Raw genomic sequence first — 15,697 nt, forward strand, 5'->3', positions numbered from 1 at the left:
TTGATATCAAAGTGTAATAAAGCGCAATCGATCCGTGAGAATGGTGTGTATTGAATTACCGTTCATTAAAACGGAAAAAGAAATCAATATAAAAAAATAGAGAGAGTAGGTTTTGGTAAAAAATGCTAATCGAGAAGCTGCTTTTTTAGCAGCTGTGGTATAATCCAAAAGAACAAGCATCACAGAGGCCAATAAACCCATCGCCAGAGCAAATTAATTAAAATCGGGGAATCCATTCCAAGTCCATTGATTAGCTTATAAAAATACCCGATAAGAAAACCCGACAAAATTGGCTTAAAAATAAGATACTCTTTTTTTATAATATGCTGATTTTAATAGAATTTAATTTATCTAAGCATATTAAATCCGAGTTTAAACTGATCCAACACATCTCATCCCAAACATCACAGACAAAGGTGTATTCTGGTTTACTCACTCATAAGAGGCAGAAACGATCAGTATAGAGCCAAAACCTTAAGTAAACCTTAAAAAAATTGATAGCCCAACTAAACTTTCCCTAGGAACTAAACTTTCCCTAAGATTAACCCTAAGATTAACAAGTTATAATATCATTTCTAATAACACCCTTAGTAACTTTGTAGCACTCTTAGTAACTTTGCTCGATAAAATAAAAATCGTACAATCCGCTGAATGGTGATTCATATATGCAAAATGCCTATTACATTTTTTTACGAAGTATTAAATTTAGAAAAGCCTTTGAATACATTCCGCTAGATGATATTGATCGTTCAAAGCTGTCCCCCTCTCCACCGAAGGATTAGCTCATACAATTTGAAAACATCTATCGCGGACACAATTCTCCTTTCACCCTAAACTTATTTGGAATCCATGTTGGGAAAAGCTCTAAGTATCAATTTAAATCATTGTTAATTGATTCTTTGAAACTAATTTATTATCAATTAACAGGCATTCTTGATAAGCAATTAGGAAAATTATCTAAAAATTCACGTGAAATACTATTTTTCCAATTAGTAGAAGAAATGAATCAATGTACAGATGGTTTTCATGACCATGTCGAGAATATTTTAGCTTCCTTTCAAAAATAGTCAACATTCCCTCAATTACTTTACTGCATCTGAAGAAAACTTGTCGCTGAATTGCAATCAAAAAATGATCAAGTTCACACAAATAATTAAATCACTGTTGTCGCTGCTACTGATGGTCTAGGAATTCAGTCAGTAAGAGACTAAGTCAATAAGAGACACAGATAATTATCGATGCCTTTTGCAGGAAGAAACTATAAGGAACACTTTAAAGAAAAAATTTACTCATTTAAATTTACCTATTCTGTTGGCAGAGCGTCTAAAAAACTTCTTTTAAAAAAAATTATGCAGCGCTATCAAATAATACTAAAACAAATAGAAATTCCTACCTTTTAGTAAGGACTGACAATTTTGAGAAATTTATTAAGCAATTTTTTCTTAACCATTTTACAGAAAAAATTCATATAATATTCTTGATGAATATGCAAGTTAGTAAAAATATTTTTTAATCGAAATTGAAATAAATTAAAATGACACTATTTACGACACTCATGTTTATGATATTAACTAGCCCTCAATTTATCAATCTTTTCAAAATTTCTGGAGATAAATTAATTTTTATCACTACATTATTAATTAATCAAAAATAATATTCGGAATTTTTAAAGAAGTTAGATTAGATTCAATTAGAATTTCGCGATTATTATGAACGATTAATGGAATTTATTAAAGAAAAAAATTTACTTTCTAATTTTAATTCATTAATTACTTATCTTATGAAATAAATAGAAAAACTATACAGAGATACATTAGAAATATTTCAGTCCTTCCAATTGATAATTATTATTAAAACATATGTGACTGTTGCTTACGTTGACTCTCTAAGGAATACTCCGATATCGGTCTAAACTGATAAAAATTTTATTAGAATTTGTAATCCGCGAATTAGCAAATGATAGCAGTAATTCATAGACTAAAGGCAACTAACGTTCTTTTTGAATTCATTAGTATTTAAAAATCAATTAATAAAGATCAGAAGTTCTTAAAAAAATATTTATTCATACAAGAAAATACATGAATATTTCAATGATAAATGTATTTTATTAATCAAAAATTAAAAGAAATCTTTTAAATTTTATTATTAAATATCTTAATGATCCTAAAGCTATAGAAACTATACTAACTCAAGCTACTCAGACAGATGAAAATACTCTCCTGTTACTGATTTTAGACGACAAACCAGAAGTCTCAAAAATTATTTTAGAATTCATAAGAAAATTTTCTAAGTTCTTTAACGATTCAAAAACTTTAAAAAAAATACTAAACCATCAACAGGCGAGAAATAATGAAGATTCCTTGATGAGATTGTTACATCATTCACTGAAAATAAAAACCATGATTTGGGAATTAATGGTACAACACAAAGAAATTTCTGCCATAGATATCTTTAAAAACTCTATTTTTCCCTATTTAAAAAGTGATATTAATGATGAAAATGAACTTTCAGAACTTCATCGGGAATTTCGTTTCTCAACTTCTTTAGATCTAACTCTCTTGAATAATTCAATCCCATCATTGAGAGAATTATTAGTACCGGAAACAAATCTGATTTCTTTATTACACCTTGTCCGTTATCAACCCAAATCTGTAATCGCTATTTTCAAATGTATGTCTCAACATTCTCAATTATTAGGGTTAAAACCATAGTTCATCTGTTAACTCAAACAGATAATTAAGGCTTTATTTACTAAGAAAAGCAGCCTATGATTCATAGTGAGCGCTTTAATTTCTTGCTCAATAACGAACAAATGATCTAACGTGTCGTTAAATTCCTCCGCGGTAAAAGGGCCTCCTTCGTGATAATTAAAAAGACGCAACCGAGACGGCTCAGTCAATCATAATTCGATACCTTTCAGTACACCATTTTTTAACCTAATCGTGACACCCTCTCTACTTCTTTATTAAATAAAACGCTATATTCAGTTGGATCAATCAATTCGGAATTGGCACTCGTCGGTAATTTTCAATAAATTTACAAATTTTCCAGATTAAAAATCAGAAATAAAAATTGAAATAACATCTGATTGTCTTCAGTCGCTCTATAATTGATGATTAAAAAACGGGTGTTATCTCGTTTATGGTCATTACAAACTCCTGCTCGCTCATGTTTTTAATCGTTTTTCGAGCGCATCAAAAATTTCCTAGTGATTTTAAAAGCCTTTAGATTCATCGAATGTCCCAGTACTACCCTTAGGAACGTGCCCCATGTCATCCGCCGTTAAAAATCGACCGTAGCGTCTTAACTGTAAATCTTAATCTTGTATTAGTTTTAATCGGTCACTCCCTGCTAAAAGATAAAGGGCCACACCCTAGGAAAATGATTTTGCTGCTAGAGCGCTTTTTCACGCGACACACGCGACAACAATAAATGTGCACCCTTTGAGCGATCGTCTAGGTATTTTAAACGTGAATAAGCACTCGTTTTAAAATACTTACTTTTTAATTTGCCATTTGGTTTTAACAGTTTCTCACGAAGCCCTTAAATTTTCTCTCACGGCGTTAAAAGACAAACCGGCTTTTTAAAATTCCGAGCGGCTTCCTCACGCTGCAAATAGCGGATTAGTTCATCGAATAGTTTCTCCTTAGTAAACAATCACTTCGAAAGTTTAATTCCATATCTTTTTTTGAACGAGCGTTCGAAACCGTTCCGTTTGATCGATGAGCGTAGGATCAATAAGCTTATAAGCGGACGGGCCCTTACTCCTAATAAGAATCTGTTATATTTCAATAGGGATTAGCTCTGCAATCACGTGGCCCTTTTCGAGTTGATCATAAATCCAAGAATACAATCTTTTAAATTGTGCGAAAATACTTTTTTGTGATCGATCAATTATGTCTTCAAAGTGACGTCATTCCTCAAACAACTTTTGTAAGCGCTCGATTTGATTTGATGATTAACAAATTCGTCAAGAATCCAATTTTTTCAGAGTTGCTGTACAGACACTCTAATGAGCTGTTCAGAATAGTGTCCACCAAATCTTTATTGATTCCTTTACCATTACACGCCAATCGTCGTGCAGCAAAATTAACCCCTCCCAATCGATTAGGCTATGAGCCACAGCAAATGAAAAATAAGTAAAAGTATGAGTTCAGTAGTAATCCTGCGTAATGGTAATGGGCTATAGGGTTTCTGGCATTAGCTTCTTGTTCAATCACCCACGATTTATCATTAATTTTTTCAAATTCTTTGCGTGAATAGTTCATGTGGTAGCAAATACTGTTACTGTAATACAAATACTGTTACTGTAATAACAGCACATGGGATTTAAGAAAAAATTCTTCTGCACCTAATTCCATCGTTTTAAAAAATCCTTTCGGATCAGTAGGTTATTCGTTATTGCTTCAGGATCCGGTGTTTATCTGGCAAGGAGATTTCGCATTAGTTATTCTCAACTTCTTACTATTAAAGTTAGATTTTCCGGTATTAATAAACTTCTTTTTTTACAGGAATTATTTGCTGCCTTTTGTAATTCTTTACTGTAGAGTGCTGAATAAAGCACTGTTCCTGAACCTTGTTCGATAACATTAATCTTACCTTATTCACTAAAGGTCGGTTTGGCATTTAATCGCGTGCTTTCATTCAGTATGTCTTGATAGGACGTCGTTGGGTTATTTAAAAATTTAAAAGCAGAAATTTTAAAGCAGAAGCAGCAGTATACCTTTTTTGCGTTTCTTGAATTTTTAGTGATAATCCGGTCACTTCTTTGGGTGAGACATTTTGAAAGTGGTCTAACGCTTACAATGTCTATTGAGCACCCTCTTGCGGCATTAATCAACTGTAATCGTTCATTTTCCTTGATTAAGGCAAGTTCGGTCACGTTTTGCGTTTTACGACCATTTAGATTTCAATAGGCGATAAAAAATTAATCCCGTGTTTTTGAGCATCATTAATTTTTTGGCTTGTTCGAGAGGCAAAGAACTTATAGGCTAAAAATAAATTTTCAGAATGGGATTTTCGAATATTCTGTATCTCTTTTTCACCGTCTTTCGCCTTAATTAAACCCTCCTCAACTCCTGATTTAACAAGTTCAATTATAAGTCCCAATCGTTTCTTCAGCACCGCGAGTAGATGCAAGTATTTTCTGTTCAGGCTGTTTTTATTGTTATTCGGTCCAATCATTAATCAATTATGGTGTGATATGATCACCACGATTAATTAAATTCATCGTAGCACCAAGATGACTGAGCGATTGCGCCCCAACATCATTTAAATCTAGCGAACCTAGAAAAATCGGTTCATTGGGCTCGTAATACAATATTGGCATTATTTAAAAATCCCCGTGTCATGTGTGCTTCAAATGAGAAAGGCAATAACGGTTTACAAAGACAGGACTATTATCGGTTGTTCCATTTATTCCCTTCCTCTCATAGATTGTCACGAATTGGCATCGCCTGGATAGAGAGGAGCTTATTTGAAATCTTTGGCTGAATCAGAAAAAAAGAAATACACCCCCAAAGATCTTTTAATAACTTAGGAAGTTTGGGATCTACAATATACAGCAACAAATATTAAAATAACAAATCCTTAACAAATCCTGTAAAAATTAGTCTAAATGAAGCAAAAATTTTTATATGCAAATCATAAACAACATTTTCTGCTAAAATTAAGGATAAAGAAGCGAAAATAAATATTCCCTTACCCATTCGACTTTTTATCTTCCAATTTCCATGTGTTTGTCACATAGAAAGCCCTTCTTGACCCATTTTTTTATAGCTATTAGCTTCTTCTTGGGTAATAGTGGGATTGGTTATTTTTGAGTTGCATGTTCAACAAGCGCATCAATGAACTTCTTGTCATAATCCATTAGTTATTTTGCCTTTCTTTTGAAAATAACATTTTAATAATTCATTACTGATCGTTGCGTATACTGTATTACCTACCTTGAGGTTCATTGTAAACTTTATTCCATGAGTCTTCTGTTTCATGACCCCAATTAGAGATTTGAATTGCGGTCAAAGGTAAAGTAGATTCGCGAACTTTCTCTAAGAATTCGATAATTTCTATATCATCAATCTCATAAGGTTGTCCTTTCTCATTGAGAATGAGAAAGGTTAGTTTTTTAAACCATTCCCTTTAATTGCTTCATACAAGCTACGAATGACTGGACCATAACGCGATGCTTCTATGGATTCATTAATTAAGAGTTTATTTCGAGTTGCTAACCAAGAAGCGCCATGAGCCAGATAAATATTTTCTGAAACTTCATGCCAGACAATTGAAGATCAGCTTTTTCAGATTTTCAATTACGTTTAATAAAATAATTAGCAATAACTAATGCTGAATAAGTTTTTTTCGATTTTGTCCTCCATTTAGAAATGGAGCTCCCTACATTTTATTTCATTAGCTCTCTGATATGTTTACTAAAAAATAGCACAAAATCAGTTTGTATATAATCTTTGGTTATAGTTATTACTGGCCCTCCGTCGTCGAGGCGTTTTTAATAAATAGATTGGACTTTGTGCAAAACCAGCTTTTTGTTAACTTGAAGAGTACAGGTAATTTCAATTTTGTCATTGTTGACCCGTATCCTTCCAAGAATTATTGTGCCAACAATTTAAAAAGTGATGGCACTATCCCGCTCATAAGGATCGTTAGTTCTTTACTATTTATCGTTCTCTCCTATTTGGGTTATTTAACAATCAAGAAAATATTTAGAAATGCAGCTTAGTAAATTTGTCAGCCACAACGTGTCAGCAAAAAACAAAAGACAAAGAGCGCCCATCGGTGGTTCAACAAAAACCGTGTTTAGTCAAAAAAAGTCCTAAAAGGGCAACGTTAAATCCGATGCTTATCGGCCCGCCACACAGTGAATAATTAACTCACGAATAAAAAACTCCTTTTGGGTTGTGAATGAAGTTATTGAAGAAATCGGTTCCATAATAAGTGAGCAATAAGGCCTCAGCTCAATTTGTGATCTTTCTTACGCGCGCTACATGGGGAGTTTGAGTGATATCGATTAAAGGAGTATCTTAAGGAGCATCTTTGTGTTGTTTAAATCCGTATCCGACTAAGAAAACCTCACAATTGAGGTACGGGGAGAACACCAATACTTCAATACCTCAGTTAAACCCAGTGAGGTGGTCTTTTTTTCAAAAAAGCCCCAATGAAATTTCGCTCAACAACCTGAAATCAAATGATTAAACTCCTCATCACGATTCGCGATGCCTAGGGGGTAACAAAAGTATAGCGTTTGACTACCTCGTCAATACATCCAAAATGATTTAAAAGTTAAAACACTTATGGACTTGAGAACTGCTATCAACAAGGCGAGCTTACAAGTGCCCACTGTCAAGCTAATGCCGGACGGCGTATCGTCACGCTCGAAACCTATCGTGATAAAAATAATCAGCCTTAAAAAAATACGTCGTCACCGATTATCTGAAAACTGAGATAAAGAATGATGCACGCGTCGCCGCTAAAACTGAGGATGACATCGATGATGATGGGTTGCCGTTCTAAAAAAGAGGAATTAAAAATGATTTGGATGTGGTTAAGCTTTTTATAATCGCTTTAACAAACAAGCGTTCTTATATTTTGTTTTTGCCTATTACAAGCGCTCATAAAGAATTAACAATGAGAATAAAGTCAGAAAGTCACCCAGACACCCTACTGTTGTGGCATATCTGTCCCAATGACTTTTCACACATGAGTTACGAATTAAAACGCATTAATGGTCGAAATAGCTGGACAGAAGTAGAATATAAATTTTTATAAGGAGAGACGTATGACTCAAGAAACATTGGTATGAAAAAAAGAAGAAAAGATCATGATTGAAGGCGGGGATCCTCTCGTCCTTACTCGAAAATCCAGTGAACGCATCGATATCGCCGATAAGCGCAATGAGTGCTGTATCGAAGTACTCGAATCTAACGGTCACCAGGTCGCCCTTCGAATCAGCGCCCCAAAAACCTAGCTGTCGATCGCGAGGAAATTTGGTTAAGCAAAAAAGCAGTGAAGAGAGCGAAGAATGATTGATTTGAGTACGTTGCCTGCGGTGGTTTTCTGCTGGAGGAAGAATCACTTTGATTACAGGTGAAACTTCCATTAAGAAGCAAATCCAAATATTGCAAGATATGGGCTATTCTTTTGAATTTAACTCCAAAGGCAAGCTAATCTGTTTCACGTATTTATTTTGAGTCTTGTATGCCCCCTCGCATTTATTTAAACCCGTAAAAGGAACGCAATGCATCCTAACTAGGAAAACGTTAATAAAATTTAGCTGCTATGGAGGACGGATCTCGAAAGTACAAATAAAACACTTCCTCAAAACATGTACTTTAAATTATGGTTCGTATTTTTATGTCAAAAGTAATAATAGGCGAGATACATTTTGCAAAAAAAGATTAATAAAAATTTTTATTTCGTAAAGTTTTTTTGGAGCGGGAAACGAGATTCGAACTCGCGACCCCAACCTTGGCAAGGTTGTGCTCTACCAGCTGAGCTATTCCCGCCCATCTAAGCCAATTTCTAGATACTCTGGTATTTTAATGATTCGTAGATTAGCCTAAAGTAGGTTTCTGCCAGAGCGCTTCCTTTATAGTTAGACGGCTATTATTACCTTTCATAACTGGTTGTCAAGTCTTCCCAGACTATCTTTAAATAAATAACCATTGTCCATACGGTCAGAATGGCCGCAACCCACAAAAAAATTACCCCGCTCAGTAAGATCCACGAGGGTGCCCCAGGCACGTACCAAATCAATAAAATCAAAGCGATCATCTGGAGAGTCGTTTTAATCTTTGAGAGAAAGGTAACAGCCATACTGGTACGTTTGCCTAATTCCGCCATCCATTCCCGCAGAGCGGAGATAATTATTTCTCGACAAATGATAATCGCTCCAGGGATCGCCAAATACCCTACATAACATTCTCCAACCACCAGAACTAACGCTGCTCCTACTAGTAACTTGTCGGCTACAGGATCCAAGAATGCACCTAAGTCAGTCGTTTGTGATAAACTTCGAGCTATATAACCGTCTAGCCAATCTGTTAGTGCAGCAAATACGAAAATTATCGCAGCAACCGGGTGAGCCCATCTAAAAGGTAAATAATAAAAAAGACCAAAAATAGGAATAGAGGAAAGTCGGGTCAAGGTAAGGAAAATCGCAATATTCATAATAAAATTCTACGGCGATTAGTTAAGAGGTCAAGTTAATTAGAAGAACCGTGCAAAAAGTGGTAGATAGATTTAGCTAATTTCTCACTAATACCGGGAACCTTGGCAATTTCTTCCACACTCGCCTTTTGAAGTTCCTGTAACCCTCCAAAATATCGTAACAATTCACGGCGACGTTTAGGTCCAATCCCTTCTACCTGCTGCAAGGGAGATTCAACCCTACGTTTGGCCCGTTTGGTCCGATGTGCTGTGATAGCAAATCGATGAGCTGCATCACGAATTTGTTGAATCAAGTGAAAAGCCACATTATCAGGAGGAAGACGGATTTCTTCTTCTCGTCCCCAAATGTATATTTTTTCTAAGCCGGATTTTCGAGCAGGGCCCTTGGCTATAGCAAGCAAGATTACCTCACTTACTTGTAATTCTTCTAATACTTCTGCCGCTAATCGCAATTGTCCCTTACCTCCATCGATTATTAAGAGGTCAGGTAAAAAGCCTTCTCCTTCTTTCAATCGTTCTTTCAATCGTATGTAACGTCGTACAAGGACTTGCCCCATGGCTCCGTAATCATCTCCCGCTTGGAGATCGGAAATATTAAATCTTCGGTACTCGCGTTTTATCGGTCCCTCTTCTCCAAAAACAACGCAAGAGCCAATAGTGGCCTCTCCAAGAGAATGACTTATATCAAAACACTCGATACGGGAAATAGGGTTAGGTAATTGTAAGACTTTCTGTAACGCTTCTAATTTAATTAAGAAGGTATTTCTTTCCGATACATGTTGAGAAAGGGCTTGTCGCGCATTGCGAATAGCCATTTGTTGCCACTGCTTATAGGGTACGCGCTTTTGATCGGTAATCACTAGTTTTCGCTGTAAACTCGAAGATAGGGCTCTCTGAATCCATAGCCGGTCAGGCAAGGGCTCACTAGTTACAATCCGTTCAGGAATGTCGCCATTGCGTAGAGGGCTTAAATAATATTGGGAAATAAATTCTGCCAGGGCTGTTTTCTGCACCGTCACCCCCTTAGGCATATTAGGGAAAAAAGGTTTGTGGCCAATAATGCGACCTGTCCGAATGAATAAAATCGCAAACCCAATAGCTCCGCTGGTTTGTGAAACGCCAATTACGTCCACATTCTCCTTCCCACTCATAATGAACTGTTGCTTTTGAAGCTGGCGCAATTGCCGAATCTGGTCTCGATAATAGACCGCTTCTTCAAAATTTAATTCTCCAGAAGCTACCTCCATTCTATAATTTAATTTATTAATAATTTCATCGTTTTTTCCTTCAAAAAATAAAATAGCATCTTCTACTTGGCGCCGATAGCTGGGCTCATCAACATAACCCACACAAGGCGCTGTACACCGTTTAATTTGGTATTGTAAACAAGGACGGGTTCGGTTTTTAAAAAGGGAATCACTGCATTGGCGCAACTTAAATAATTTTTGAATTAATGTTAAGTTTTCTCGAACAGAACCTGCTGTAGGGTAAGGCCCAAAATAACGACCTGGAACTTTTTTAGATCCGCGGTAAAAATCCAATCGAGGAAATTTATGGTGGGTAGCAAGATAAAGGTAGGGATAAGACTTGTCATCTCGTAACAGTACATTATAACGCGGTTGGAACTGTTTGATAAAACTCGCTTCTAATAAAAGTGCTTCATTTTCGTTACGAGTAATAGTGGTTTGGATAGCATAAACTTGCGCCATCATTGCTTGAGTTTTTCTATCGAGACGGCGGTGAAAGTAACTACTTATTCGCTTTTCCAAATTGCGTGCTTTACCCACATAAAGGGTTTCCCCGTGGGAGTCTTTCATTTGGTATACGCCTGGCTCTGTTGGAAGGGTGTACAGATAAGCTTTAGGATCAGAAATGATCATAATCGTTCAATAGCTGGCGGAGAGACAGGGATTCGAACCCTGGGAGGAGGTTGTGCCCCCTCAACGGTTTTCAAGACCGCTGCATTCAACCACTCTGCCATCTCTCCAGTTAATGGATGTGACCCCTCCCGAACGGGGGTCCTTGTTTTCTAGTTCGGGAATTCTTTTTATATGCACACTACTCGCCTTCTGACAAGCTGATTGCTTCATTATATACGGCAATCCTTGTATAAGCACTACCAGAGTCTATCTAGATCTTTAAACTAGATCCTTAAAAAATCCCACAAGGAAACAGACCAACAAAATTTAATATTTTTAATTAGTTAAAAATAAAAGGCAAAAAGAACTAGAAAAGGGGTAACTAATATTGTGTATTATATAGTCTGTTTAATTGAGACTATAAGGGGGAAATCAACGGAAAGATTATTAATTGATTAGGAGCGTAATGATACAGATTAATTAAAGGTAGAAATATAGGCACTATAATCATAGTGCTTTTAAGTGGTGTTATTTTCCTTACTACTTCTTTGGCTTCCATTCGATCAAATCATCGCAGTATTATCGAAACTTTCAGTAACTTATTAATGTCAGTAACTTATTAATAAAGGGCTTTCCCCCTCAAGCTTTGAAGTTAGCACTCAAATCTTACAACTGCGTATTACAATTGGGCAAAAGCATACTGTCATGGTGGTGGATATTTCTAAGAGACTGTGGATAATTGATATGCGAAACGGTAAGTTGCTATTCAGTGGCGGCTATGTAGCTCAAAGGAAAGGCACCGGTATTCTTTATACAACCCTATTCTCAAAGCAACCCGGTTCTGATACTTTTTCAATTGGTGCCATAATAACTGGATAATAGAGCTATTACGGGCATCACGGCTTATCTGTGCGTGTTTCACGACTTAGAGAACAAGGTCTTAATAACAAAATAGCAGTACCCAGTTTACCTTCTACCCAAAAGAAGGTCGCTTAAGACGTAGCTATGGATATTTTGCTAAGGTGGGAGTTTCGTGTTCGCATACGCCCCTCAAGAAAACCACAACTCTTATTTCATGAATTAATTTCTCTAATCACTTAAACACTCTCCTCAGAGAGGGTTAAGCTAATTCTAAATAATCCATTCCTCCCATATAAGGTTTCAATACCTCTGGCACACGAATGCGACCATCCACTTGCTGGTAATTTTCCATGATAGCAATTAAAGTACGGCCCACGGCAAGGCACTGAACCATTGAGAGTATGGAGCAATTCAGGTTTTCTTATCTTAGGATTGCGCCAGCGTGCCTGTATTCGACGAGCTTGAAAGGTTTCACAATTACTACAAGAAGAAATTTCTCGATAGCGTTTTTGAGCGGGTAACCAAACTTCTAAATCATAAGTCTTAGCCGCAGAAAATCCTAAATCACCGGTACACAGTTCTACCACTCGATAAGGCAGGTTTAACAACCGCAATACCCTTTCCGCTTGACCCGTTAATTCTTCTAAAGCTTTATAAGAACTTTCTGGCTTTACTAATTGAACAAGTTCTACTTTTTGAAATTGATGCTGTCGAATCATTCCGCGAACATCCTTTCCATAAGAACCTGCCTCACTTCGAAAACACGGTGTTTGGGCTACCCACTTTTTAGGCAGTTGGTTACTTTCAAAAATCTCATCTCGGGCTAAATTAACCAAAGGCACTTCTGCTGTCGAAATCAAAAAAAGTCCCACTCTCCCGCTACCTTAAATTGATCTTCTCGAAACTTAGGTAATTGTCCAGTACCGTACAGGCATTCCTCATGAACCAAATAAGGAACATATACTTCCTGATAGCCGTGGTCTTCGATATGCAAATCCATCATAAATTGTGCTAGAGCGCGCTGCATCCGAGCTAATCCACCCCGTAAAACAACAAACCGTGCACCTGATAATTTAGCCGCTGCTTCGAAATCCAATTGACCTTCTCCTAAAGAAATATGGTCTTTAGGAGAAAAACTAAAATAAGGTATCTCACCCCATTTGCGAATTTCTCGGTTATCATTTTCGCTCTTACCATCAGGAATGGAGTCGTTAGGTAAATTGGGAAGTGATAATTGAAAGTCTAATAATTCTCTTTGAATAGTCTCGAGCAAAAACTTGTGTCGGTTTAATTGCTCTCCCACCCTTGAAACATCACTCATTAAAAGTGGAACATCCTCACCTTTCGATTTCGCCATCCCAATCATTTTGGATAATTGATTACGTTGAGTCTGCAGCGATTGAGTGGCCGTTTGGTAAGCTTTTCGCTTCTCTTCAAGCTCTAAAAAAAATTTTTTATCGAATTTAAAACCGCAGCGACGCAATTTTTGCGCCACTTCATTTAAATTTTGGCGTAACAATTTAGGATCTAACACAATGTTTCCTCAAAAAATGATCGCTTGACCTAACCAAAGGCCTATAGCGGTTGTTGTGAATGACAATATCAAAGAGGCGCCGATATTAGCAAGAGCAGAACCGAAAGCATACGATTGAAATAAAGAGACAGTATCAAAGCTAAAGCTGGAGAAAGTAGTAAACCCTCCCAAGAAGCCTATAAAGACTCCCCGCTCGCCAAACAGCTGATAAAGCAAAGCGACACCCCCCGACTAACATACCTGACAAAATCCCAATAAGAAAAATCCCAATAAGAAAGGAACCAATTAGATTTAGATTGATAACCAAAACTCCCCAGGGAAAATTTTTGGGTAAAATTTCATTAACAATAAAGGACCAATTGATTCGCCAATTAATAGAGGATTTTTAAAATTAATAGAGGATTTTTAAATTTTCAAGTTTTTTAATCTTAATTTCTAACCTTCTATTTAATCGAAAATAATATCGACGATCTTTTAATGCTTCGGGAAATTAATTTACTCCTGCAACAAACTTGTCGCTCATCGTGCGCGTATCTATACTCTTTCCATAATCTAAGGATTTCATTTTGACATCCATAGGACACGGCATTTAGGACACGGCATTGAAGGCTTTATAAACTACGTTGCTTTTTAGATGCATAAGCGCAATAAACTACAGCTTACGCTAAGGCAAGTTCTCGCTCTGGTTGTTCCCCCACTCTCTCGCTCATAAGTTTTCTAATCATCAAGGGAGGGCTTTGTAATACGCGAGGGTCTGTGCGTTTCCAATATCTTCAACTTGCCATTTATAAAATGCGCCTTGCGACATAAAAGGGGTCACAGTCACCAATCCAGTATTCGCGATAACAAGTAAAGCGCCGCATCGGGATTTTTGGGGAGACCACTCACGCACTGATTTATGTAAGACGGAAGTTTTATGATAAAAAGCCTCACTCCGATTACCAAAGCGACGTAGACCTTCGGTAAGGACTTTATCAACCGGCACCCCCACACACACCACCCATTTTTCCTTTTTCTTCACAGCAAAGTAGTGTCAAGCCCAGGATTTCCAAAATATTTAAACACTGACGAGCATAGCCCATCAGAAAATTTTACGATACGTTCACACAACGAACGAAGAATTTCTAAGGTTTTTTTGGCCAACTCTCATTCGGAGTCTTTTTTTGGCCAACTCTCATTCGGAGTCTTCGAGAGCTTTCTCTAAAATATTTAATAAATCCGCTTCAGCTAATTCTTTTAATACATATACTATAGTGTTCGCGAATAAGGCGTTGTTTAATTGGAAAGAGGGATTTTCCGTTTTAGCACCAATTAAAGTAATAGATCTGAGCTTGCTCTTCCCGCTTTACTACATCACGAATATTCTTTCATCTGCTATAAAACAGTAGACAAAGATTCCACACGCGCTCCACACTTTTTTGAGCCATTATTTCTACCAACGTTGTTTTGCCCGTCCCCGGAAGGCCCCTACAATATCATAGGATGTAATTTTCCATGTTCTCTATTGCCCGAAAAAAAGCTTATCCTTACCACCTAAATAAATGAATAAATGCTCTTGATATATAATGCTCTTAACTAATAAATTTCTCCCAGTGAGCCGAGGACGCATTCGAATAGCAAGGTGAATAAAATCATTGTTTGATGACACATCAACATCACGCGAGAATATTCACGCGAGGGTTTAAATTCGAATAAGTGATTTGCTGCTAGCAGTTGGTTAATTTTAATTTGTCTAAATTGAAAAATAGTTCTTTCCTCTAAATTATTTAATACGGTCATTTCAGTCAGTTACTTTTGAGAAAATTTTAATTGGATCCATTTAAAATTGAGATCTTTTATAATTCGAGGCACTAATTCAAACACTACAGTTGCCATCATTTGGTGATTTATTATTGTAAAGTTTTGTTTTAAATCTTTTATAGAACCTGATAATAAAGAGACAAGATTAATATTTATTCTTTTTACCACTGGTTGTTGGGTAGCCTGAGATAAATATTTATTATAAACCCATAAGGTTTTTCCTTTGGTGATGATAATTTGATTGGTAGGAATATTTGTTTCCCACCGAAAACGCCCAGGCCGCTTTGATCATTATTTGGCCCCAACTTTGTTGGATTACTCGTTCCTCACTATCGAAAGTTGTCTGTCTGAATGTAGCCTGATAAGTATGAAAACCAAACAGCAATTGACTTAACTGAGAAGTAGCATCAGGTTGATCAACTGCAATACCAACTAAAGGGATAAGCAGATAAAAAAATTAATT

General features: G+C 36.4%; 10 protein-coding genes, 2 tRNA genes and 3 pseudogenes. 4 read left to right on the forward strand and 11 right to left on the reverse strand.

Features of this window, described 5'->3' with window-relative positions:
* Positions 1–899 precede the first annotated feature (899 nt).
* Positions 900–1,067, forward strand: a complete 168-nt coding sequence (locus MRH55_RS05830) for a hypothetical protein (protein ID WP_304985286.1) — start codon at positions 900–902, stop codon at positions 1,065–1,067.
* A gap of 1,296 nt (positions 1,068–2,363) precedes the next feature.
* A complete protein-coding gene (locus MRH55_RS05835; protein WP_304985287.1) occupies positions 2,364–2,711 on the forward strand; it encodes a hypothetical protein in 348 nt (115 codons plus the stop codon).
* 8 nt (positions 2,712–2,719) lie between these two features.
* On the opposite strand, the gene MRH55_RS05840 is transcribed toward MRH55_RS05835, so the two are convergent.
* From MRH55_RS05840 to MRH55_RS05850, 3 genes are all read right to left on the reverse strand, one after another.
* Positions 2,720–2,899: a hypothetical protein gene (locus MRH55_RS05840; protein WP_304985288.1), complete on the reverse strand. Its 180-nt coding sequence runs from the start codon at positions 2,897–2,899 to the stop codon at positions 2,720–2,722.
* A gap of 2,003 nt (positions 2,900–4,902) precedes the next feature.
* The gene (locus tag MRH55_RS05845) at positions 4,903–5,109 is read right to left on the reverse strand and encodes a hypothetical protein (protein ID WP_304985289.1); all 207 of its coding nucleotides are present in this window, start codon (positions 5,107–5,109) and stop codon (positions 4,903–4,905) included.
* 82 nt (positions 5,110–5,191) lie between these two features.
* Positions 5,192–5,329: a hypothetical protein gene (locus MRH55_RS05850; protein WP_304985290.1), complete on the reverse strand. Its 138-nt coding sequence runs from the start codon at positions 5,327–5,329 to the stop codon at positions 5,192–5,194.
* A 2,502-nt stretch (positions 5,330–7,831) separates the two neighbouring features.
* On the opposite strand from MRH55_RS05850, the gene MRH55_RS05855 reads away from it, so the two are divergent.
* Positions 7,832–7,978: a carbon storage regulator gene (locus MRH55_RS05855; protein ID WP_304985291.1), complete on the forward strand. Its 147-nt coding sequence runs from the start codon at positions 7,832–7,834 to the stop codon at positions 7,976–7,978.
* A 462-nt stretch (positions 7,979–8,440) separates the two neighbouring features.
* Here the strand turns inward: MRH55_RS05855 and MRH55_RS05860 are convergent.
* From MRH55_RS05860 to MRH55_RS05875, 4 genes and pseudogenes are all read right to left on the reverse strand, one after another.
* Positions 8,441–8,516: transfer RNA gene (locus MRH55_RS05860), tRNA-Gly, on the reverse strand.
* A 103-nt stretch (positions 8,517–8,619) separates the two neighbouring features.
* A pseudogene (gene pgsA, locus MRH55_RS05865) lies at positions 8,620–9,188 on the reverse strand (CDP-diacylglycerol--glycerol-3-phosphate 3-phosphatidyltransferase).
* A 27-nt stretch (positions 9,189–9,215) separates the two neighbouring features.
* Positions 9,216–11,060 carry an excinuclease ABC subunit UvrC gene (gene uvrC, locus MRH55_RS05870; protein ID WP_304985292.1) on the reverse strand — a complete coding sequence of 615 codons (1,845 nt, stop codon included), beginning with the start codon at positions 11,058–11,060 and terminating at the stop codon, positions 9,216–9,218.
* A gap of 14 nt (positions 11,061–11,074) precedes the next feature.
* Positions 11,075–11,167, reverse strand: a tRNA-Ser gene (locus MRH55_RS05875).
* 616 nt (positions 11,168–11,783) lie between these two features.
* On the opposite strand from MRH55_RS05875, the gene MRH55_RS07885 reads away from it, so the two are divergent.
* The gene (locus tag MRH55_RS07885; RefSeq protein WP_369421548.1) at positions 11,784–11,918 is read left to right on the forward strand and encodes a hypothetical protein; all 135 of its coding nucleotides are present in this window, start codon (positions 11,784–11,786) and stop codon (positions 11,916–11,918) included.
* A gap of 241 nt (positions 11,919–12,159) precedes the next feature.
* Here the strand turns inward: MRH55_RS07885 and serS are convergent.
* The 4 genes and pseudogenes from serS to lolA form a co-directional block, all read right to left on the reverse strand.
* Positions 12,160–13,434, reverse strand: a pseudogene (gene serS, locus MRH55_RS05880) (serine--tRNA ligase).
* Between the two features lie 9 nt (positions 13,435–13,443).
* Positions 13,444–13,650, reverse strand: coding sequence for a fluoride efflux transporter FluC (locus tag MRH55_RS07890; RefSeq protein ID WP_369421086.1), 207 nt, complete (start codon positions 13,648–13,650; stop codon positions 13,444–13,446).
* Positions 13,651–14,158: 508 nt separating this feature from the next.
* A complete protein-coding gene (locus MRH55_RS05885; RefSeq protein WP_304985293.1) occupies positions 14,159–14,455 on the reverse strand; it encodes a hypothetical protein in 297 nt (98 codons plus the stop codon).
* Positions 14,456–15,105: 650 nt separating this feature from the next.
* Positions 15,106–15,682, reverse strand: a pseudogene (gene lolA, locus MRH55_RS05890) (outer membrane lipoprotein periplasmic chaperone LolA); the annotation flags it as partial.
* Positions 15,683–15,697 lie beyond the last annotated feature (15 nt).

It is taken from the genome of Coxiella-like endosymbiont (genome assembly GCF_030643785.1).
Taxonomy (GTDB): domain Bacteria; phylum Pseudomonadota; class Gammaproteobacteria; order Coxiellales; family Coxiellaceae; genus Coxiella.